This is a genomic window from Ruegeria sp. G7 (genome assembly GCF_056535465.1).
Genome location: NZ_JBQFIL010000001.1, coordinates 780,209 through 801,347, shown reverse-complemented (window position 1 = coordinate 801,347; position 21,139 = coordinate 780,209). Strand labels below are relative to the sequence as shown.

General features: G+C 61.2%; 22 protein-coding genes. 11 read left to right on the top strand and 11 right to left on the bottom strand.

What is annotated here, in order from left to right; genetic code table 11:
* The first annotated feature begins 13 nt into the window (after positions 1–13).
* Both rlmN and ACR3EN_RS04040 read left to right on the top strand, forming a co-directional pair.
* Positions 14–1,198, top strand: a complete 1,185-nt coding sequence (rlmN, locus tag ACR3EN_RS04045) for a dual-specificity RNA methyltransferase RlmN (protein ID WP_480858781.1) — start codon at positions 14–16, stop codon at positions 1,196–1,198.
* A gap of 193 nt (positions 1,199–1,391) precedes the next feature.
* Positions 1,392–2,018, top strand: coding sequence for a cytochrome P460 family protein (locus ACR3EN_RS04040; RefSeq protein ID WP_480918391.1), 627 nt, complete (start codon positions 1,392–1,394; stop codon positions 2,016–2,018).
* A gap of 3 nt (positions 2,019–2,021) precedes the next feature.
* On the opposite strand, the gene ACR3EN_RS04035 is transcribed toward ACR3EN_RS04040, so the two are convergent.
* The 3 genes from ACR3EN_RS04035 to ACR3EN_RS04025 form a co-directional block, all read right to left on the bottom strand.
* Complete coding sequence (locus ACR3EN_RS04035) at positions 2,022–3,677, bottom strand: U32 family peptidase (protein WP_480824423.1); 1,656 nt, start codon at positions 3,675–3,677, stop codon at positions 2,022–2,024.
* A gap of 63 nt (positions 3,678–3,740) precedes the next feature.
* On the bottom strand, positions 3,741–4,079 hold the full coding sequence (locus tag ACR3EN_RS04030) for a hypothetical protein (protein WP_480824425.1): 339 nt from the start codon (positions 4,077–4,079) through the stop codon (positions 3,741–3,743).
* Positions 4,076–4,993: a DnaJ C-terminal domain-containing protein gene (locus ACR3EN_RS04025; RefSeq protein WP_480824427.1), complete on the bottom strand. Its 918-nt coding sequence runs from the start codon at positions 4,991–4,993 to the stop codon at positions 4,076–4,078. The genes ACR3EN_RS04030 and ACR3EN_RS04025 overlap by 4 nt, the downstream gene beginning before the upstream one ends.
* Positions 4,994–5,154: 161 nt before the next feature.
* On the opposite strand from ACR3EN_RS04025, the gene ACR3EN_RS04020 reads away from it, so the two are divergent.
* Complete coding sequence (locus tag ACR3EN_RS04020) at positions 5,155–5,544, top strand: hypothetical protein (protein ID WP_480824429.1); 390 nt, start codon at positions 5,155–5,157, stop codon at positions 5,542–5,544.
* On the opposite strand, the gene ACR3EN_RS04015 is transcribed toward ACR3EN_RS04020, so the two are convergent.
* Positions 5,539–6,636: a cystathionine gamma-lyase gene (locus ACR3EN_RS04015; RefSeq protein WP_480824431.1), complete on the bottom strand. Its 1,098-nt coding sequence runs from the start codon at positions 6,634–6,636 to the stop codon at positions 5,539–5,541. The two genes, ACR3EN_RS04020 and ACR3EN_RS04015, sit on opposite strands and share 6 nt — an antisense overlap.
* Positions 6,637–6,639: 3 nt before the next feature.
* Complete coding sequence (locus tag ACR3EN_RS04010) at positions 6,640–7,482, bottom strand: LOG family protein (RefSeq protein ID WP_480824433.1); 843 nt, start codon at positions 7,480–7,482, stop codon at positions 6,640–6,642.
* 80 nt (positions 7,483–7,562) lie between these two features.
* Between ACR3EN_RS04010 and ACR3EN_RS04005 the strand changes: the two genes are divergently transcribed.
* The gene (locus ACR3EN_RS04005; protein ID WP_480824435.1) at positions 7,563–8,474 is read left to right on the top strand and encodes a threonine/serine dehydratase; all 912 of its coding nucleotides are present in this window, start codon (positions 7,563–7,565) and stop codon (positions 8,472–8,474) included.
* A 107-nt stretch (positions 8,475–8,581) separates the two neighbouring features.
* Positions 8,582–9,409: a 2,3,4,5-tetrahydropyridine-2,6-dicarboxylate N-succinyltransferase gene (gene dapD, locus ACR3EN_RS04000; protein ID WP_480824437.1), complete on the top strand. Its 828-nt coding sequence runs from the start codon at positions 8,582–8,584 to the stop codon at positions 9,407–9,409.
* A 51-nt stretch (positions 9,410–9,460) separates the two neighbouring features.
* Here the strand turns inward: dapD and ACR3EN_RS03995 are convergent, their stop codons facing one another.
* Positions 9,461–9,796 carry a cupin domain-containing protein gene (locus tag ACR3EN_RS03995; protein WP_480824439.1) on the bottom strand — a complete coding sequence of 112 codons (336 nt, stop codon included), beginning with the start codon at positions 9,794–9,796 and terminating at the stop codon, positions 9,461–9,463.
* A gap of 99 nt (positions 9,797–9,895) precedes the next feature.
* On the opposite strand from ACR3EN_RS03995, the gene ACR3EN_RS03990 reads away from it, so the two are divergent.
* Positions 9,896–10,240, top strand: coding sequence for a hypothetical protein (locus tag ACR3EN_RS03990; RefSeq protein ID WP_480824441.1), 345 nt, complete (start codon positions 9,896–9,898; stop codon positions 10,238–10,240).
* Here ACR3EN_RS03990 and ACR3EN_RS03985 read toward each other — a convergent pair.
* A complete protein-coding gene (locus ACR3EN_RS03985; protein ID WP_480824443.1) occupies positions 10,237–11,295 on the bottom strand; it encodes a transporter substrate-binding domain-containing protein in 1,059 nt (352 codons plus the stop codon). The genes ACR3EN_RS03990 and ACR3EN_RS03985 overlap by 4 nt on opposite strands.
* A 208-nt stretch (positions 11,296–11,503) precedes the next feature.
* Here ACR3EN_RS03985 and dapE point away from each other — a divergent pair, with 208 nt between their 5' ends.
* From dapE to rnr, 3 genes are read left to right on the top strand one after another with little or no spacing between them, the layout of a single operon-like run.
* Positions 11,504–12,643 (top strand): succinyl-diaminopimelate desuccinylase, encoded by a 1,140-nt coding sequence (gene dapE / locus ACR3EN_RS03980; RefSeq protein ID WP_480824445.1) that lies wholly within the window; start codon positions 11,504–11,506, stop codon positions 12,641–12,643.
* 3 nt (positions 12,644–12,646) lie between these two features.
* Positions 12,647–13,222, top strand: a complete 576-nt coding sequence (locus tag ACR3EN_RS03975) for a TIGR04282 family arsenosugar biosynthesis glycosyltransferase (protein WP_480824447.1) — start codon at positions 12,647–12,649, stop codon at positions 13,220–13,222.
* A gap of 45 nt (positions 13,223–13,267) precedes the next feature.
* A complete protein-coding gene (gene rnr, locus ACR3EN_RS03970) occupies positions 13,268–15,526 on the top strand; it encodes a ribonuclease R (RefSeq protein WP_480824449.1) in 2,259 nt (752 codons plus the stop codon).
* On the opposite strand, the gene ACR3EN_RS03965 is transcribed toward rnr, so the two are convergent.
* Both ACR3EN_RS03965 and ACR3EN_RS03960 read right to left on the bottom strand, forming a co-directional pair.
* Positions 15,517–15,903, bottom strand: a complete 387-nt coding sequence (locus ACR3EN_RS03965; protein WP_480824451.1) for a DUF1801 domain-containing protein — start codon at positions 15,901–15,903, stop codon at positions 15,517–15,519. The two genes, rnr and ACR3EN_RS03965, sit on opposite strands and share 10 nt — an antisense overlap.
* Positions 15,900–16,595, bottom strand: a complete 696-nt coding sequence (locus tag ACR3EN_RS03960; RefSeq protein ID WP_480824453.1) for a glutathione S-transferase family protein — start codon at positions 16,593–16,595, stop codon at positions 15,900–15,902. Before ACR3EN_RS03960 ends, ACR3EN_RS03965 begins: the two co-directional genes overlap by 4 nt.
* Positions 16,596–16,677: 82 nt before the next feature.
* Between ACR3EN_RS03960 and ACR3EN_RS03955 the strand changes: the two genes are divergently transcribed.
* Both ACR3EN_RS03955 and ACR3EN_RS03950 read left to right on the top strand, forming a co-directional pair.
* Positions 16,678–17,391 carry a helix-turn-helix transcriptional regulator gene (locus tag ACR3EN_RS03955; protein WP_480824455.1) on the top strand — a complete coding sequence of 238 codons (714 nt, stop codon included), beginning with the start codon at positions 16,678–16,680 and terminating at the stop codon, positions 17,389–17,391.
* 63 nt (positions 17,392–17,454) lie between these two features.
* On the top strand, positions 17,455–18,771 hold the full coding sequence (locus tag ACR3EN_RS03950; protein ID WP_480824457.1) for a lytic murein transglycosylase: 1,317 nt from the start codon (positions 17,455–17,457) through the stop codon (positions 18,769–18,771).
* 75 nt (positions 18,772–18,846) lie between these two features.
* On the opposite strand, the gene ACR3EN_RS03945 is transcribed toward ACR3EN_RS03950, so the two are convergent.
* Together ACR3EN_RS03945 and ACR3EN_RS03940 are read right to left on the bottom strand one after the other, a co-directional pair.
* Positions 18,847–20,244, bottom strand: a complete 1,398-nt coding sequence (locus ACR3EN_RS03945; protein ID WP_480824459.1) for an aspartate aminotransferase family protein — start codon at positions 20,242–20,244, stop codon at positions 18,847–18,849.
* A 75-nt stretch (positions 20,245–20,319) separates the two neighbouring features.
* Positions 20,320–21,003, bottom strand: coding sequence for a GntR family transcriptional regulator (locus ACR3EN_RS03940; protein ID WP_480824461.1), 684 nt, complete (start codon positions 21,001–21,003; stop codon positions 20,320–20,322).
* Between the last annotated feature and the right edge of the window lie 136 nt (positions 21,004–21,139).

The following is a 21,139-nucleotide window of genomic DNA, read 5'->3' as shown; positions in this document are numbered from 1 at the left end:
AGAGATACGCCAAATGTCGCCCAAAGCGCCGATCACTCAAGACGTCATGACCATCCCCCGCAAATTGCCTGAGGGGAAGGTGAACCTTGTCGGTCTGACCCGCGACCAGCTGCGAGCGGCGCTGATCGAACATGGTACGCCCGAGAAACAGGCGAAGATGCGCACGGGTCAGATCTGGCAATGGATCTACCAATGGGGTGTCCGTGATTTTGCCGAGATGACCAACCTTGCCAAAGCCTATCGCGCGCAATTGGCCGAGCAATTCGTGATCGAAATCCCCGAGGTCGTGACCCGTCAGGTGTCCGAAGATGGCACCCGCAAATACCTGTGCCGCATCGCGGGCGGACATGAGGTCGAGGTGGTCTATATCCCCGAGGAAGATCGCGGCACGCTGTGTATCTCGTCTCAGGTCGGATGCACGCTGACCTGTTCCTTCTGCCACACCGGCACGCAAAAGCTGGTGCGCAATCTGACGGCGGCGGAAATCGTCGGGCAGGTGATGATGGCGCGCGACGACCTTGAGGAATGGCCCACCCCCGGCGCGCCCAAGGATGAAACCCGCCTGCTGTCGAACATCGTTCTGATGGGCATGGGTGAGCCTCTGTATAACTTCGACAATGTCCGCGACGCGATGAAGATTGCCATGGACCCCGAGGGGATTTCCCTGTCGCGCCGTCGGATTACGCTCTCGACCAGCGGTGTGGTGCCCGAGATTGCGCGCACGGCTGAGGAAATCGGCTGCCTGCTGGCGATCTCGTTCCATGCAACGACCGACGAAACCCGCGATATACTGGTGCCGATCAACAAGCGCTGGAATATCGAGGAACTGCTGGGTGCTCTGGCCAGCTATCCCAAGGCGTCGAACTCGGAACGGATTACCTTTGAATACGTGATGCTGGACGGCGTGAATGACACCGACGCAGACGCGCATCGGCTGATCGAGCACATCAAGCGGCACAATATTCCGGCCAAGATCAACCTGATCCCGTTCAACGAATGGCCCGGCGCGCCGTATAAGCGCAGCTCGAACAACCGTATCCGGGCGTTTGCGAATATCATCTATCAGGCGGGTTATGCCTCACCTATTCGCAAGACGCGGGGCGAGGACATCATGGCCGCCTGTGGTCAGTTGAAATCAGCCACCGAACGCGCCCGCAAATCGCGCAAACAGATTGAATCCGAGGCCGGGTTGGGCTGAGCATTCAGAATTAAAGTGAACATTCCGCGCTGATTTGGTATGATTGTTCCCGTACTGGCGGGGATGGAAGCTCACCAATACGCACAATTCGGTGAGCCCGTGATCCGGCTCATGGCAAGATATTTCAGGCGTCCTATCCTTTATTTTAGGGAGTTATGGGGGCGTTCGGGCGAAACCGTTTCTCGGATGGGCCATGAAGATGATTGGAATGCAAAACTATCTAGTCGGCGCATTGTTCTGTGCGTTGGCGACAGGTGCTTTGGCACAAACCACCGATAAGGACGCCCATTTGGCGATCGAGAATCCGGCTGATTTGTCAAAGGATGAGGCGCGGGACCATTACCGCGGGCTGACCCGGCGCATGGCGCGTGGGTATGCAGCGGCGCAGTTGGATATTTTGCGCAACTATCAGAGCTGGCCACTGTTCAACGATGCGCCTTATATCTCTGCCACCCACGGGCAGCGCTACGTGAACACCTATGGCAACCGCATGGCGCATAACTACGCCACACTGGCCGAGGGTGAGGTGCTGCCGGTAGGCTCGGTTCTGGCCAAGGACAGCATGACGGTGACGGATGAGGGCAACATTCACCCCGGCGCCATGTTCGTGATGGAGAAACTGGCCCCCGGCACCAGCCCTGACACGGCAGACTGGCGCTATGTCATGGTGTTGCCCGACGGGTCGTTGTTTGGTGACACCACGGGGTTCCGCGCAGGGGCGGTGGCGTATTGCCACGAATGCCACGAGGCCGTGGCGGACCGGGACTACACGTTCTACGTGCCCGAAGATTACATCGCCGAAGAATATCGTACCGACTGATCCTCAGATCGCGTCAGGCAGTTTCAATGCCGTGGCCTCGCTGCGGCTGAGTTGTTCGCCTTGTTTGCGTTTCGATAGCACTTCGCGGGCCAGTGCGTATTTCTCATCCTGCCAGAAGATCAGGCACCCGTTGCAGCCCTTGCCACAGCAGCCTTCGGTGCCGATGCGATTGGTTTTGAAGCGGCGTTCATTTCCGTCCTCACCGATCTTTTCCACCAGCGCGTCACGGCGGCGCGCATAGGCTGCGGGATTGTCTCGGCCCGAGGTTTCGAGCCCCTGTACCAGCTTGTCAAAGCGGATGCGGCTCCAATGTTCGTCGGTCAGCGCACGCTCCTTGCGCAGGGCCGAATAGACGGGGAAGCGGGCGCGCAGGTCATCCGGATCTTCGTGATCAAACAGGGTGAAGGGCAGGCGGATGACGGTCTTGGTGCTGCCATGCACCACGTCCAGCCGCGCGCCGTCATGGGCCCGCTCGAAATCGTAGACGCGCAGCAGAACCGTCTCACGCGAAATGGGTGAGACGAAATCCAGCACATCGCCCGGTTCCAGTTTGTTCTTTACTTCGACCAGAAAGGCGTCCTCGGTCACCTCGGTGACGATCCCGGCATATTCCCATTGCGCGATCGCGGCGGTGTGTTCGTAATCATGCGCGTAATTGGTAAGTCGGCCCTCATGGAACGCCAACGTATAGCCCCGGTTTCCAACGGTTTCGAGTTCGCGCATGTAAGGCTTGGGGTCCCAGTTCTCAGGGTCCGTATGATAATCGTCAATAGCCATCCGGTAGGCCCGCGCGACGATGGCGGCGTAATATTCCGACTTGCCGCGCCCTTCGACCTTGAGGCTATCGACGCCGATTTTCAGGTACTCATCCAGCTTGGGCATGATGCACAGATCGCGGGAATTGAGGATGTAGGACCCGCGATCATCCTCTTCGATGGGCATAAGATCACCCGGGCGGCAGCCCTCCTCCAGAAGGAATTCGAACAGGTCGGCGTTTTCGTCTGTGATGCGCAACTCCTGATGGGTGCCGTCCTTGAGGCGCAGCTTTAGCCCATAGTTCCAGCGGCAGGAATTGGCGCAGTTGCCTTGGTTCGCCCCGCGCTCGGCCATGAAATTCGACAGCAGGCAGCGGCCCGAATAGGTCATGCACATGGCCCCGTGCACGAAGGCCTCAAGCTTGATGTCGGGGCATTTCTCGCGAATTTCGACCAGTTCGGGATAGGACACCTCGCGCGCCAGAACCACCAGTTCGGCCCCCTGATCCTGCCAGAATTTCACCGACAGCCACGAACAGATATTGGCCTGCGTCGAGATATGCAGCGGCAGTTCCGGTGCGCGTTCGCGGACATATTGGAACACACCGGGGTCGGCGATGATCAGGCCATCGGGTTTCACTTTGCGGACGGTATCGATGTATTCGTCCAGCTTCGGGATGTCCTTGTTGTGCGAGAACAGGTTCAGCGTCAGATAGGCGCGCCGCCCGTGGCTGTGGCAGAACTCGACCCCCTCGATCACCTCTTCCAGCGAGAACTCGGATTTCGTGCGCAGCGACATATCGGGTGTGCCCAGATAGACCGCGTCCGCCCCATAGAGGATGGCGAGTTTCAACTTGCGCAGATTGCCCGCAGGCATCAGCAATTCGGATCGGGACTGGGTCATGGGAACACCGGGCATTGGATCAAGCGCGCCTTCTACGCCAAATCCCGCGCCGCCTAAACCCCGTCAGCTGCGACGGAACCGCGCTGTGCCGATGACCTCGATCAGTTGTTGGCGTACGGGTTCCGGTTGCGCCTCGACCGCGTTCAACACCTCGCGCAATTCGGCGCGCAGCCCATGCATCTGGTCGATGAGAGAGATCATCATCGACAGCGCATCGGCCTCCATATCGTATTGGTCATGCAACTCGCAGGCCAGTTCCAGGCGGGCAACGTCGATACGCTGATACACAAGTCCATCGTCGGACTGTTCGGGGATCACGATCTCGGCGGCCAGATACTCGGTCAACCGGTCCGAGGTCAGGCGGGTGACAGTTTCGATCAGTTGCTTTTCGGTCAGGCTCATGACGGCATTCCTTTCCGCGGATCATAGCGGTGGGTGTCGCGCCACGTCTCCATGAACTGTTTCAGGTCGTCATCCATTGTGTCGGGCAGGGTGACGGTCAGTTCAATCAGCTGGTCTCCACGATCAGATGAGCCGCGTTTCTTGACCCCTTTGCCCCGCAGACGCAGGGTTTTGCCGCTGCTGGTGCCAGCCGGGACACTGACATTGACCCCGCCATCGATGGTCGGGGCCGGGACCTTGCCGCCCAGCACAGCCTCATCAATCGTGATGGGCAGCGTAATGTGGATGTCATCGCCTTGCCGGTCAAAAACCGGATGGCCTGCGACGGACACGGTGACCAGCGCATCGCCGGGCGGCCCCTCACCATAGCCCGGAGCGCCTTTGCCCCGCAGCCGGATGGTCTGACCGTCGGTGATCCCTGCGGGGATTTTGACCTCAATCCGGTCGCCGTCGGGCAAGGTCAGCTTTTGACTGGCCCCAAAGACCGCATCCAGAAAGCTGATCTGCAGGGAATAGTTCATGTTGTGCCCCGGCGCGTGGAATTCATGGGCGCGCTGGCCATATCCTCCGCGTCCGCGCATGAATTCGGCAAAGATGTCGGACATATCGTCCGGGTCTGCCTGCCGCCCGCGATAGGGGTTTCCAGCAGCCTCGGCATAGTCGCGATAGTACTGCTGCTCCGGACGTTCCTGACCCGAGGCGTCAATCTCGCCCCTGTCATACTGCGCCCGCTTCTCAGGGTCTTTCAGCAGGTCATAGGCCGCGGCTGCGGCTTTGAACTTGGCCTCGGCCTCGGCATCACCGGGTTTGAGGTCCGGGTGGCATTCTTTGGCGATGCGCCGATAGGCTTTCTTGATCTCGGCCTCGCTGGCGTCTTTGGCGACGCCGAGGATGGTATAGGGATCGTCGCTCATCTCAACTCTCGCGGATGGGGGAAGGGCTTATCCTGATGAAGGTATTTTATCATGCGATTTCAACAGGTCAAAAAGAAGAGGCTGCTGAAATGCCTCGCAAAATCCGCAGGCCCTGTTAATATCAGGATGTTTGAGAGTGTTCATTGACGGAGAGTGTTTTCATGACGCGCAGACTCAAGTCGGTTCTGGCCCTGCTGGCCGGGAATGCCATCGGGTTGTTGCTGGCGGCTTTGCTGCTGTCGGAATTTGCGATCCGTCCGATCTCGTTCATCGTGGTGGTGATCGTGTTTACCCTTGTGCAGGTTGTGGCTGAGCCACTAATCCTGAAACTGGGGGAGAAACGCGCACCTTCGATCAAGGGCGGGATTGCGTTGATCGTGACCTTTGTCGGGTTGCTGGTTACCGATCTGGTGACAAACGGGCTGACCATTGGTGGTATCTCGAACCTGCTGGCGGCAACGCTGCTGGTCTGGCTGGGGGCGTTGATCGCCAGCGTGGTGCTGCCGATCTATGTGTTCACTGAACTGCGTGAGCCCCGGAAGAAATCATAACGCGTTCAGGCTGGCCTCGATCGCCTGCCACAGTTCTTCCAACGGCTCACATCCGACCGACAGACGCACGAAGGCGGGATCGACATCGTCGCCCCAGCGCGCGCGACGCTCAGCCGAGCTGTGGATGCCGCCGAAGGATGTTGCCGGGCGCAGCAGAGGGCAGGTGTTGATGAACGCCTCGGCCTTGTCTTCGCTGTCCAGCGTCAGGGATAGCAGGAACCCGAACTGCTCGGTCTGCGCCTGTGCGAGTGCGTGCGACGGATCACCCGGGAGGCCGGGATAGCGCACGTGTTTGACGGCGGGATGTGCCGCCAGCCGCTCCGCCAGTACCTGCGCTGAGGCGCACATGCGGTCGAACCGCACGTCCAGCGTCTCCAACCCGCGATGCAGCAACCACGCTTCGTGCGGGCCGGGGATCGCGCCCGAGACCTTGCGCCATTCCTCAACCCGTTCCATGATCTGGGGGTTACGGCTGGCGACATGGCCCATCAGCATATCCGAATGCCCGCCCATCACCTTGGTGTCCGAGGACACCACCACGTCGATGCCCAGATCAAGCGGGCGCTGCCCCAGCGGGGTCATGGTGGTGTTGTCGGCAATCGTCACTCCTCCGGCAGCGCGCACCTGTTCGGCCACGGCGCGCAGGTCGATCATGTCCAGACCGGGGTTCGAGGGGCTTTCGACGAAGACCACGTCGAACTCGGCGAATCCGCCTTGGGTGAAGGCGGTGGTGGGGCGTTCTTCGACCTCGACACCCAGACGCGACAGGAAACGATCAGCCAGCAGGCGCGTGACATAGTAGCCATCCGAGGGGATCAACAGCCGCGACCCGGCCTGCACCGTTGCAAACAACGCTGCCGAGATTGCCGCCATGCCTGAGGGGAAGCTGAGGCAGGGTGCGTCTTCGAGATGGGACAGCACATGCTCAAGCTGCACCCATGTCGGATTGTCGACCCGGCCGTAGGTGGCGTGCCCATCCGGCGCACCGGGCAGGTGGTACATGCTGCTTTGGGTCAGCGGCAGCGCCACCGGCTCACCCTTGTCCAGCGCATTCCCGCGCAGATGCAGCATCTCTCCGGTTTTGGGGGCCATGACTCAGCGCCCCGGGATTTCGTCGCGGGGGGGGGCGGGTTCCCAGTTCTCGATGATCTCGACCGCCTCTTGCGCAGTATCGACAAAACGGAACAGGTCGAGGTCTTCTTCGGAAATCGTTCCAGCGTCGGCCAACGCTTCCCAGTTGATGACCTTCTCCCAGAACTCGCGACCAAACAGCAGGAAGGGCACACGCTCCATCCGCCCCGTCTGGATCAGGGTCAGCGACTCGAACAGTTCATCCATGGTGCCGAAGCCGCCGGGGAAGATGGTGATGGCGCGGGCGCGCATCAGGAAATGCATCTTGCGGATTGCGAAATAGTGGAAGTTGAAGCTGAGGTCGGGCGTCACATACAGGTTCGGGGCCTGCTCATGTGGCAGAACGATGTTCAGGCCGATGGAACAGCCACCCGCGTCCTGCGCGCCACGGTTTCCGGCTTCCATAACACCGGGGCCGCCGCCAGTGACGATGACGTTTTCGCGGCAGCCGGTCTCGTTTGATTTCTCGGTCATCAGCCGGGCGAACTCGCGCGCCTCGTCGTAATATTGCGACAGCCCTGCCAGCGTTTCTGTCCGCGCGGTGTGTTTCTGCGATGGCTCAGGGATGCGCGCGCCGCCGAACATGACGATGGTCGAGGTGATCTGACGTTCGGACATGATCATCTCGGGCTTCAGCAACTCCAGCTGCAGCCGCACCGGGCGCAGCTCTTCCCGGCACAGGAATTCATCGTCTGCGAACGCCAGCCGATAGGCCGGGGACCGTGTCTGCGGCGTATCCGGAACCTCGCTCGCGGTCGAGCGGTCGGTTTGCGCGTCGCGAAACGGACTGTGGCGGTCTTCTCTCATGGGTGATCGATCCCTGCTTGCGTGTTTCCCAAACAGCTATAGGGTTCGCGGGCAGAGTGCCAGTCACGGAAAGACAAGTAATGGATTGGAAGAGTGAAATATCCGCTGCACGTGCCCGTATCGCCGGTTACGCGCAGGTCACACCGGTGATGGAAAGCCAAATGCTGGGCTATCCGGTTGAGATGAAGCTGGAGCATATGCAGCACACAGGCAGCTTCAAGGCGCGCGGGGCGTTCAACACGCTGCTCAGCGCGGACGTGCCTGAGGCCGGGGTCGTGGCGGCATCCGGCGGTAATCATGGGGCTGCCGCGGCCTTTGCGGCGAAGGCGCTGGGCTATCCGGCCAAGATATTCGTTCCGGAATTGGCGGGGCCATCCAAGATCGCTCTGATCGAGCAAACCGGTGCCGATCTGAGCGTTGTGTCCGGTGAATACGCCAATGCGCTGATGGGCGCGCAGGCGCATGAGGCCGAGACCGGCGCGATGCAGATTCACGCCTATGACGCGCCCGCCACGGTGGCCGGGCAGGGCACCTGCTTTGCCGAATGGGAGTTGCAGGGGCTACAGGCCGACACCGTTCTGGTCGCTGTGGGCGGTGGCGGCCTGATCGCCGGGGCGCTGGCGTGGTTTCAGGGTACGCGCAAGGTTGTCGCGGTCGAGCCTGAAACCTCATGCGCCCTGAACGCGGCGCTGCGGGCCGGAGAGCCGGTGGATGTTGCCGTCTCGGGCATAGCCGCAAACGCGCTGGGCGCGCGGCGGATCGGGTCGATCTGTTTCGAACTGGCGCAGGGCATGGCGTCGGTTCTGGTGCCGGACGCCGCTATTGCCGAGGCGCAGGAACGTTTGTGGCGGGCGCATCGCATTCTGGTCGAGCCCGCCGGTGCGGCAGCCTTGGCCGCGTTGTTGTCGGGCGCGTATCAGCCCGAACCGGACGAGCGTGTGGCGGTGCTGATCTGCGGCGGCAACATCTCGCCCGACCCGTTTGGCGGCTAACGCGCACCTGTCAGCCGCAAACCGTGTGTTCTGCGTCGCATTGCGGCCAGTTCTGCGCGCGCTTATACGCAAGACCAACGTGAACAGATTCTTCAGGGAGCCCTCATATGTCCAACGCGCAGCTGGAAGCCGCCATCGAAGCCGCCTGGGAGGCGCGCGACACCATCACCCCCGCCACCACCGGCGAAACCCGGGAGGCGATCGAAGATACACTGAACGCGCTGGATAGCGGTTCGCTGCGCGTTGCTGAGAAGCTGGACAGCGGCGATTGGCATGTGAACCAGTGGGCCAAAAAGGCAGTCCTTCTGGGCTTCCGCATCAAGGATATGGAAATTCAGAACGGCGGCCCGCAGGCGGGTGGCTGGTGGGACAAGGTGGACAGCAAGTTCGCCGGCTGGGGTGAAAACCAGTGGAAAGCCGCTGGCTTCCGCGCGGTTCCGAACTGTGTCGTCCGCAAATCGGCCTTTATCGCACCCGGCGTCGTACTGATGCCGTCTTTCGTGAACCTGGGCGCCTACGTGGATGAAGGCACCATGGTCGACACCTGGGCCACGGTCGGATCCTGCGCGCAGATCGGCAAGAACGTCCACCTGTCGGGCGGCGTCGGCATCGGCGGCGTGCTGGAGCCGATGCAGGCAGGTCCCACCATCATCGAGGACAACTGTTTTATCGGTGCCCGCTCCGAGGTGGTCGAGGGCTGCATCGTCCGCGAGGGCTCGGTTCTGGGCATGGGCGTGTTCATCGGCAAGTCCACCAAGATCGTCGATCGCGAAACCGGCGAGGTCACCTATGGCGAGGTGCCACCCTATTCGGTGGTCGTTGCGGGCTCGATGCCATCGAAGAACAACATCAGCCTGTACTGCGCGGTGATCGTGAAGCGCGTGGATGAGAAGACCCGGTCCAAGACCGGGATCAATGAGCTGCTGCGCGACTAAAGCGACAGCATCCGTATGCGGGGCCGCAGCAGGACGCTGCGGCCTTTTTTGTCAGCTTTTGACCGGGTAGCGGTCGGGTTCCTCGAACACATCAATCACCCGCGACCCGGCCTTGATCTTGCCCCCGTGTTCGACTCCCGATGGGATCGAATAGCTGTCGCCAGGGCCATAGGTTTGGGTCTCATCCCCGATGGTCAGTTCGATCTGGCCCTCAACAACGGTGCCCCATTGCGCCTTGTGCGCATGCATGGGGAGCTCAAAGTCCTGCAGGAAGGTAAAGAACGCCACCAGCCCCGCGTCCGACCGGATCACGGCGGTTTGCACCACGTCTTCGGGAAAGGGGACGTCAAGGCTGGGAAAGTCGGTGATGAAATCTGGATAGGTCATATGGCACCTTTGCGAATTCGCTGCCCGGCCAGTATGGCGACCTCGCACCTTTGGCGCAATTGCTTGACCGGACACGGGCGCACGGCTATGGCCCCAACCATGGAAAAGAAAAAGAAACCCTCACGCCAGCAGGTATACACATTGCTGGTTCAGATCGGCCGGAAAGAGGGCGACGGGCTGCCGGACGGGGCGACCGGGGCAGCACTGATGTGTTTCGCCAGCGGCGTGGACGAGGCCGAGGCGGTGCGCGAAACGGTGGCGATCCTGAAACAGGCCGACACCGCGCCGCTGGATGTCACCGGCTATGGCACATTGGCCGAGCGTGAGGCGCAGGGCCATGATATCGATCCGGATGAACGTGCGCTGATGCAGCGGGCGTTGGATGAGAACGCCGTCATCGTCGCACAAATGACCCCGTTCTTCGGCGATGAGGCACCGGCCTAGTTCAGGCTGCCGAACCACTTGCGGTAGATTTCGTCATATGTGCCATCCTCGCGCAACGACAGCAGCGCCTGGTTGACCTCTTCCACCAGCGGCGACCCGGTCGGAAAGACGATGCCATAGTTTTCCCGCAGGAAGATGCCGCCGGTCATGGTGGCGATGCGCCGCCCCTCGTGCGAGGCGTAGTAGGACAGGATCGGGGCATCAAACACCACTGCGGTCAGTTCGTTGTTTTCGAACGCCGTCAGCATCTCCTGCAGGCCGGGGTATCCGGTGAACTCGATCTCGCGCCGCTCTAGAAAGCTGGCCGCAGTCGAGCCGGTGATGGTACCGACATCCTTGCCATACAGGTCGTTGACCGAGTTCACGCTGCCGGTGATCGCCTCGACCGTCATGACCGACGTGATGCGGGCGGTAAATACAGATACGATGAACAGCGACGACACCACCAGGATGACGCCCAGCAGGCGGCCAAACGGGGTGCGCGGCATCCGTTCCTCGAACCCGCCATTGACCACGAGGTTCAGCGCCCACCAGAATGAGGGGAACCAGGCTTCGTTCAGTTTGCGGTCGAAATACGGCTGCGCCCGGCGCTCAAAGCTCCACATTAGCATCCCGCCGCCCAGCAGGATCGCAAAGGCCAAGCCAATGGCGATGAACAATTCGCGCGATAACAGCGCCTGCAAAAGGGACGGGCTGCGCGCCGCCTCGGACGGCACCATGATCTGCAGACCGGCCTCGAAAATCGGCTGGCTGAAGTCCATCTGTGCCTCACGCTCTGCCGTGATCGATATGTTTGCAATCGCAAGATCGGCAGAGCCGTCCTGAACGGCACCCAGCATCTGGCCGAAACCTTCGACCCGGTCGATGGAATAATCCCATCCAAGGTAAGCGGCCAAGGCGTCCAGAAGGTCCAGAGAGAATCCGGTTTGCTCGCCATTCTCGACAAAAGAGAACGGCGCGCGGGTCACGGTGGTGACCGTAAAGGTCTGTGCCTGGCTTTGCTGTGCGACGACGGCGAGGATCAGGCAGATCAATGCGAAAAGGCTGCGCTTCATGGTCAATTCACCTGTTTCGCGGCCCTCTAACGCAATTTATTGCAGCGCGGCAAGGTCATCGCTGGGTCAAGGCTCATGTTTTATTGGGGTGTCAAACCGAGATATTGCTGTGACCGTCCGGGGAATTTGCCGCTTCGGGGTTGGCAATCCGGTCAATTCGTTGAATCTGTGCAGGAACACCGGCACGCGCAAAGACGAAAGGCCCGTTATGACTGATCCCGTGCAGCTGACCGCAGACCTGATCCGTTGCCCATCGGTCACACCCGAGGAGGGCGGCGCCTTGGTTCTGCTAGAGCGCGTACTGTCCGAAGCGGGTTTCGATTGCACCCGCGTGGATCGTGGCGGCATCAGCAATCTGTTTGCGCGCTGGGGCCAAAAGGGCCATGCCCAGAGCTTTGGCTTCAACGGTCACACGGATGTGGTTCCGGTGGGGGACGAAGGTGCCTGGACCAAACCTCCGTTCGGGGCAGAAGTGCACGGCGGTGTGATGTATGGGCGTGGAACCACGGATATGAAGTCGGGTGTGGCGGCCTTTGCCGCGGCGGCGGTAGATTTCGTGCGCAACACGCCCCCCGACGGAGCCATCATTCTGACCATCACGGGGGATGAGGAAGCCGACGCGCTGCACGGCACGACCGCGCTGCTGGATCACATGGATGCGACAGGCGAGCGGATGTCAGTTTGCCTGGTGGGTGAGCCTACGTGTCCGAACCACATGGGTGAGATGATCAAGATCGGGCGGCGCGGCTCGATGACCGCTTGGTTTTCGGTGACGGGCGTTCAGGGCCATTCGGCCTATCCGCATCGGGCCAAGAACCCTCTGCCCGCGATGGCGCGTCTGATGGACCGGCTGGCCAGCCATGAACTGGATCAGGGCTCGGACCATTTTGATGCCTCGACACTGGCGGTTGTGACCATCGACACCGGAAACCCGGCCACCAACGTGATCCCGGCGCAATGCTCGGGCGCGGTGAATATCCGCTTCAACGACATGCATTCGGGGGCCAGCCTTAGCGCGTGGCTGCAAGACGAGGCCGAGAAGGTGGCGCAGGAGTTTGGTGTCGAGGTTGACACCCGTATCAAGATTTCAGGCGAGAGCTTTTTGACCCCGCCCGGCGCCCTGTCTGATCTGGTGGCAAAGGCGGTGGAAGCCGAGACTGGCATGCGCCCGGAATTGTCTACGACCGGCGGAACCTCGGACGCGCGGTTCATCAAGGGGCATTGTCCTGTTGTCGAATTCGGTCTGGTGGGCAAAACCATGCATCAGGTCGATGAATGTGTCGAGGTTTCCCAGATCGAGCAGCTCAAGGCGATCTATTCCCGCATTCTGACGGACTACTTTGCCTGATCCATGCAACGCACTCTGGTGATCATGGTGAAAGAGCCCCGCCCGGGCCGGGTCAAGACGCGGTTAGGGCGCGATATCGGTATGGTTGGTGCGGCGTGGTGGTTCCGGCACCAGACCAAGTCGCTGATCCGTCGGTTGCGCGACCCGCGCTGGCAGATCGTGCTGGCGGTTTCGCCGGATCGCGAAGGGCTGCGCAGTCGTATCTGGCCTGCGGACCTGCCGCGCGCGGCGCAAGGATCGGGTAATCTGGGCGACCGGATGGGGCGGATGTTGCGGGAGATGCCGAAAGGGCCGGTTTGCTTGATCGGGGCCGATATCCCCGGGATCTCACGCGCCCACATCGCACAGGCGTTTGCGGCGTTGGGCCAAGCGCAGATGGTTTTCGGCCCCGCGCCGGACGGTGGTTACTGGCTGGTCGGGGCGCAGCGTTATGCCGCCCTGCCGCGCGGCCTGTTCCGCGATGTGCGCTGGTCGACGGAACATGCGCTGGCCGACACGCTGGCCTCGGTTCCGGGCACTCGCGTGGCGCAACTGGGCCATTTGCGGGACGTGGATACGGCGGCTGATCTGAAACCCTGAAATTTTGGTCATGACGCCGTCGCGCGCCCGTGATACGCCGAAATCATGACTCGCATCCCCACCAAGCAGGAGGTCCTCGACTGGATCTCGGCGAACCCCACCCTGACCTCGAAACGTGACATTGCCAAAGCCTTTGGGATCAAAGGCGCGGCGCGGATTGACCTGAAGCGCATTCTGCGCGAGCTGGAGGCCGAGGGTCATCTGGAAAAGCGCAAGCGGAGCTATGGTGACCCGGACAGGTTGCCTCCGGTCAGCGTGTTACAGGTGAAGGCTCCGAACGCGGATGGCGATCTGTTCGCCCGCCCGTTGGAATGGCACGGCGAGGGGGTAGAGCCGATCGTGCTGCTGATCACCCGCGCAAGTGACCCGGCGCTGGGTGAGGGCGACCGTATTCTGGCGCGCCTGACCGTGGTGCATGAAGAAGACCACAATTACGAGGCCCGCCTGATCCGCCGCATCGGAACCAACCCGCGCAAGATCGTCGGCATCTTTCGCAAAGGGGCCGAGGGTGGGCGGATCGTGCCCATCGACAAGGCCGGCCAGAACGAATGGCTGGTGCCCGAAGGGGCTTTGCTGGGCGCAAAGGATGGCGAATTGGTCGAGGCGGAACAAGCTGGGCCCAAGAACCGCATGGGCCTGCCCCGCGCGCGGATTGTCGAACGGCTGGGTGACCCCACCGCGCCCAAGGCGGTCTCGCTGATCGCGATCCACCAACACGGTATTCCGGATGACTTCCCGGACAAGGTGATCGATGAAGCCGACAAAGCCAAACCCGTCGGCCTGAAAGGGCGCGAAGACCTGCGGGATATGCCGCTGCTGACCATCGACCCCTCGGATGCGCGGGATCATGATGACGCGTGCTATGCCCATGCCGATGATGATCCCAAGAACCCCGGCGGCCATGTGATCTGGGTCGCCATTGCCGATGTGGCCGCCTATGTGCAGCCCGGCACCGCACTGGACCGCGAGGCGCGCAAGCGGGGCAATTCCAGCTATTTCCCGGACCGCGTGGTACCGATGCTGCCGGACCGGCTGTCGGGGGATCTGTGTTCGCTGCACGAAGGCGTTCCGCGCGCCTGTATCGCCGTGCGGATGCAGATCGACTCCGAGGGCAACAAGATCGGCCACCGGTTCGTGCGGGGCCTGATGCGCTCGGCCGCGTCGCTGCACTATGCCGAGGTGCAGGAGGCCATCGACGGCACCCCCAATGACCGCACGGGGCCATTGTTGGAGACGGTGCTGAAACCGCTCTACGCCGCCTATGCCGCGCTGAAAAAGGCGCGAGTGGCGCGGCAACCGCTGGAACTGGATCTGCCCGAACGCAAGATCGTCCTCAGCGACACGGGCGAAGTGACCAGCGTGGCGTTTCGCGACCGGCTGGATGCGCATAAGCTGATTGAGGAGTTCATGATCCTCGCCAATGTCGCCGCCGCCGAGACGTTAATCGCCAAACGCCGCCCGCTGCTGTTCCGCGTCCACGAAGAACCTGCGCCCGAAAAGCTGGAGAGCCTGCGGGAAACGGCTCAGGCGGCGGGGCTGAATCTGGCCAAGGGGCAGGTGCTGCAAACCCGCCATCTGAACGCTTTGCTGAATGCCGCAGCCGGAACCGAGGATGCGGAACTGATCAACCTGACCACACTGCGTTCGATGGCGCAGGCCTATTACAACCCCGAGAATTTCGGCCATTTCGGGCTGGCGCTGCGGAATTACGCGCATTTCACTTCGCCTATCCGGCGTTATGCCGACCTGATCGTGCATAGGTCACTGATTTCGGCCCATAGCTGGGGCAAGGACGGGCTGACCGAGGACGAAATCGGACGTCTAGAAGAAACCGCCACCCATATCTCGGACACCGAGCGCCGATCCATGATGGCCGAGCGCGATACGACGGACCGCTATCTGGCCGCCTATCTCAGCGAGCGCGTGGGCAACGAGTTCTCAGGCCGCATCAGCGGTATCGCCCGGTTCGGGGCCTTTGTGAAGATGGATGAAACCGGCGCGGACGGGCTGGTGCCGGTGCGCTCTTTGGGCCGTGAGTTCTTCCATTTCGATCGCGAGGCCGGGACACTTATGGGCTCGGATACTGGCCTGATCATTGCCATCGGCCAGCGCGTCACCGTGCGGCTGACTGCGGCGACACCGGTTACCGGAGGTCTGGAGCTGGAATTGCTGTCGATCGACGATCAGGCTCTGCCGCGCGGGCGTGGCCCTGTCAAACGCGGCGCACGGCGCAAGGCAGTCAGCAACAAGCGCAAGAAAGACAAAATCAAGCGCAAGGTCGAACGCAAACGCCGTCAGAGGTGATAGGTCAGCGCCCGCGCAATCAACCAGTCATGACGCGTTGCGTCGATTTGCGCGGGATCATCGAACAGCAAAGCCCGGTTGTCGTCGATCCGGTCCTCGCCGGGAAAGGCCGAGGTGAACTCGCCCATCAACCGACTCTGGCAATGCACGAACAGCGCAAAACGTGCCGCCTTATGCCCGCCCAGCCGGATGGTGGATCCCTTGGGGGCCAGATAGGCGGGCTGGCCCCAGCGCAACGCCTCTTGCAACGGCTGAGCGCGGGGCAGGGCCGCTGCGGTCTCAAAAATCAGTGCGCGCAGGGCCAAAGCACCGGCGCGAGTGTTTTCCGGTAGCGCGTCAAAGGCGGCGGCCACTTTGGGGTCGTCAAAGGGCGTCATAGGGGGATCGCCTGCTCCATCCGGTCTACGTAACTGTCCAGCAGCTTATCCTGTTTGATCCGGCGGGTCAGCGGAGTATCCGCAGGCGTCGCGCGCATCGCCGCCAGCATGGGGCCGACGCTCATGTCGGCTGCGGTCGGGGCGTCGCCCATCAGATAGGGCGATTGCCACAGATAAGCCGAGATCGCTTCGAGATCACGCTCCAGCCGGTCGTGCCGTTCGGCCGGTGAAAACCGCGAGACGCCCTGAAAGGACAGGCCTCTGAGCACTGACTTGCGGATCGAATTAGCCACAGGTTTGCGGATCAGCGCCGGGATCGTGGTGAAGAACGTATCCCGCAGGATCGGCCAGATCTCATCATTGGCCCAACGGTCTTGCACGATGTGGAAATACAGATGCTCCTCGGCCAGACGGATCAGCGCGCGGGAATGAGCCTTTTGCACGTCATTCAGACCGGCATCGAAATCGGCCCCCTGCGCCTCCAGCCACTCGCGGATTAGGTCGCTGTCGGGCACCAGCCGCTCGGGCGTGCGCAGGACCGGCAGCTTCTGATGCGGCATCTTGCGCGGGTCCAGCATGTCGGACCGCTGCCAGCGTTGCCCTGCGCTTTGCAACATCAGTGCTGTCTTGACGCAGAAGGGGCTGGCACTGAACTGGCCAAAGGCAGCGGGGAAGGTGAGTAGGGTCAGCATGGGGGGCTCCGTCATTGACATGACAAGAGGATAGGGTGGCCTGATGACAGAAATCGTCATCAGGTCTAGGGTAACTTCCATCATGTCCCGCACCGCCCGCCTGTTCCAATTGATGCAAGCCCTGCGTTCTGGCCCGCCGCCCAGAACGTCCGTGCAACTGGCGCAGGATCTGGGTGTGTCGCCGCGGACTGTTCATCGCGATATCGACGCTTTGCGCGCCTTGGGCGCGGTGATCGATGGAGAGGCCGGGTTCGGCTTTACCCTGATCGAAGACGCCACCCTGCCACCGCTGGGCTTTACCAATGACGAACTGGAAGCGCTGGTTCTGGGCCTGCGCGAGGTGCAGCTGATCGGTGATCCAGCCCTGTCGGACGCTGCCAGCGCGGCGTTGCGCAAGCTGCAGGGACGATTGCCGCCGCGCCAGTCGCACCGGCTGAGCCATGCGGTGCTGACGGCCACCCGTTTTGACCGACCCGCAATGCCCACGATCGAGGTTGCCGCGCTGAGGCAGGCAGCGTGGGACGAGCGGGCGGTTGAGTTCGCCTATACAGACGCCAAAGGTGCCGCCACGCGCCGTCGGGTCAATCCGCTGAGCATCGTTTATATGGATCGCGCCAGCGTCCTGATCAGCTGGTGCCATTTGCGGCAGGATTTCAGGGTGTTCCGGCTGGACCGCATGCTGGATATGGCTGTGACCGAAGACAGTTTTCGCCCTAATCGCATTCCGCTTCTGCGTGAGGCCATCGCCCGCATCCGCGCCGAACGTGAAGCAAAAGGACGTGAGGCCGATGCCTGAGCGCTTTGTGAAACGGCCTTTTTGCGCTATCATTGCTGTTGAGCAGTAATCAGGAAAAACGGAATGCATAAATGCGTAGGCGGCGTCATGACCGCTGCATTGTGGGCATCCATAGTGCAGGCGGATATCACGGACAAATCGATACGGCCTTTGGCCCGACCTCAGGTCGAAAATGTGCAACTGGCTTCGGCGGATGTGACGGTGTCTATCCGACCCGTGGTGCGGCCCGAGGCAAAGGTCTACCCGGTGTCGGCTGAGGGCAACGCGCGGTTTCAGGCATGGCTGGGGGCGTTCCGCGAACGGGCGATGGCACAAGGCATCACCGCGGCAACGCTGGATCAGGCGCTTGCAGGCTTGCGATACGACAAGGATGTCATTCGGCGCGACCGCAATCAGGCCGAGTTTTCCAAACCGATCTGGGAGTATCTGGATGCCGCCGTCTCGGACGCGCGGGTTGCGAATGGGCGTGCGGGGTTGGAGCGGCACCAGACAACCCTGACGCAGATCGAGGCGCAGTATGGTGTTGAAAAAGAAGTCGTGACCGCGATCTGGGGGCTTGAAACCTCGTTCGGCACTTTCCGTGGCAGTGATCAGACGATCCGCTCTCTGGCCACACTTGCCTTTGACGCCCGGCGCGCGCGTTTCTTTGAAACGCAGCTGATCGCAGCCCTGCAGATCGTGCAGGCCGGAGATGTACATCCCGGCAATATGGTCGGCAGTTGGGCCGGAGCGATGGGGCATACGCAGTTCATGCCGACCTCATTTCTGGATCATGCGGTTGATTTCGACGGCGATGGGCGCCGCGATATCTGGTCGGATGACCCGACGGATGCGCTGGCTTCGGCCGCCGCCTATCTGGCGCGGCATGGCTGGACCAAGGGGCAACCCTGGGGTGTTGAGGTGCAGCTTCCTGACGGGTTTGACTATGCTCTGGCACGGCGGGATCATACGCTTTTGCCGTCGGATTGGGCATCGCTCGGGGTCCGCGCACGGAACGGCAGCGCGGTTGCGGATCACGGCCCGGCCTCCATCCTGCTACCCGCCGGGGGGCGTGGCGTGGCTCTGATGATCTTCGATAATTTCAAGGTGATCGAGGCCTATAACGGGGCCGATGCCTATGTGATCGGGATCGGCCACCTGTCTGACAGGCTGGCCGGTGGCTCTCCGTTTCAGGCCAGTTGGCCGCGCGGAGATCGGGTGCTGAGTTTCACCGAGCGCAAAGAGTTGCAACGGCGTCTGACACAGGCCGGGTTTGACACTCAAGGCATTGACGGACGCACTGGCCCGAACACGATCAATGCCGTGCGGGCCTTCCAGGTGGCGCAGGGGCTGGTGCCGGACGGCTATGCATCCCTTCGAGTACTTGAGCGACTGAGGTAGGGGAAGGGGGCGCTGCCCCCGTCGCGCTTTGCGCGACTCCCCCGGGATATTTTGGGCCAGATGAAGCCGTGCGGATCAGGAGGCGGCTTTCATCAGGCCTTTTTCAGTGATCTCCGCCAGTGCCTCGTCCAGCGATTTGTGGATGCGTATGAACATTTCGTCGATATCCTCGGTCGTCATGATCAGAGGTGGAGAGATGATCATCCGGTCGTCCACATGGCGCATCACCAGATTGTTGGCAAAGCACCGGTCGCGGCAGATATAGCCAATCGTGCCCGGTTCGGACGCGAATTTGGCACGACTGGCTTTGTCCGGGGTCAGCGCGATCGAGCCCATCATGCCCACGATTTTCGCCTCACCGACCAGTGGGTGGTCGGTCAGTGCCTCCCATTTCTGTTTGAGATAGGGGGCGGCCACCTCGCGGACGTGTTCGAGGATCTTCTCTTCTTCCAGAATGCGCAGGTTTTCAAGCGCAACCGCGGCGGCGACGGGATGGCCGGAATAGGTGTAGCCGTGGTTGAACTCGGTGGCGCTGATGACTTCGGCCACCTCATCACAGACGATCGAGCCGCCAATCGGGGCGTAGCCCGAGCTGAGCCCCTTGGCGATGGTCATGATGTGAGGTTTGATCCCGACTGTTTGTGAGCCGAACCAGTTGCCGGTACGTCCGAAACCACAGATCACCTCGTCCGCGATCAACAGTATATCGTATTTGTCGCATATCCGCTGGATTTCGGGCCAGTATGTATCAGGGGCCACGATCACGCCGCCTGCGCCCTGCACCGGCTCGGCGATGAAGGCGGCGACGCGATCTTCGCCCAGCTCTTCTATCGCCTCTTCCAACTCGCGCGCGCGCGCCAGTCCGAACGCTTCGGGGGTCATGTCCCCGCCTTCTGACCACCAGTTTGGCTGGTTGATATGGTGAACATTCGGGATCGGTATCCCGCCCTGTGCGTGCATTCCGGCCATGCCACCCAGAGAGGCCGAGCCCACACTCGAGCCGTGATAGGCGTTCCTGCGGCTGATGATGATGTTCTTGTCGGGCTGGCCTTTCTCGGCCCAGTAGGTGCGAACAAGGCGGATATTGGTGTCGTTCGCCTCGGAGCCACCACCGGCAAAGAAGACATGGTTCAGATCCCCGGGCGCAAGCTCGGCCAGTTTCGCGGCCAGGGCGATTGCGGGCACATGGGTGGTCTTGAAGAAGGTGTTGTAGAACGGCAATTCACGCATCTGCCGCGCGGCGACATTGGCCAGCTCCTCTCGCCCATAGCCGATATTGACGCACCACAGACCTGCCATGCCGTCCAGAATATCATGCCCCTCACTGTCGGTCAGATAGACGCCCTTGGCCCGAGCGATGACCCGGACCCCTTCGGTTTCCAGGGCGTCATTGGTCGAGAACGGGTGAAGATGGTGCGCCGCATCCAGCGCTTGTAGTGCTGCGGTTGGCATGTGATTGGTGATGGTGGACATCAAGAAAGCTCCTGCATGCGGGGTTGCCGCACAGAATATGATCAAATTTTTCGCTGTCAATCGAATCGCTGAATGCTAGACGGCTTTCAACGTATCCCGCATCATCGACATGCCTTGTTTGATGTCCTGCGCTGTGGCGTTCGCTGCATAATCCGAATCCCGGTTGCGCAGCGCTTGGATGATGTCCTTGTGCCGGTCAGGCAGGCTTTGCGTGCCGAAGCGCCCGCACACAATCCGCAAGGATGGACCAAAGCGCAGCCACAGACGCTCGGCCAGATCGACGAGTATCGGGGCCTCCGCGTGATCGTAAAGTGCGCGATGAAAAGCGTGGTTCAGACGCAGGTATCCGCCCACATCTCCGTCTGCGATCATCTGGTCCAGCCGTTTGTCCAGACGCTCCAGCTGATCAATGGCACCTTGGGGAATTTTGCTGGTGGCGCGGCGCGAAAGCTCTGTTTCTATTGAGATTCTGGCGAAGATCATCTGCTCGATGTCATCTTGGGTCAGCAATGGTACGCTGACTCGTCGATTGCCCTGAAAGATAAGCGCACCATCCGAGATCAACCGTCTGATTGCCTCACGCACCGGGGTCATGCCAACACCAAGCGAATCGGTCAGGCCCTGAATCGTGACCGGTTGTCCGGGCACCATGTCACCAAACAAAATCTGCGCTTTGAGCGTCTGATAGACCTGCTCATGTGCCGGGCGTTTCTCACGCTCAGATTGCGATGTATCTGCTATATTTTTGATCAAATCCAAATGGTTTGCCCCGATCCGTGTTCATGCGGCTTGCCAGAATAATTGCCTGCTGAAAGCATAGGCGAAACGAGGGCAAAACGCAAAACTTGATCAAATCCAAAAAAACGGGAAGATAGCCACATAATTTACAGGGAGA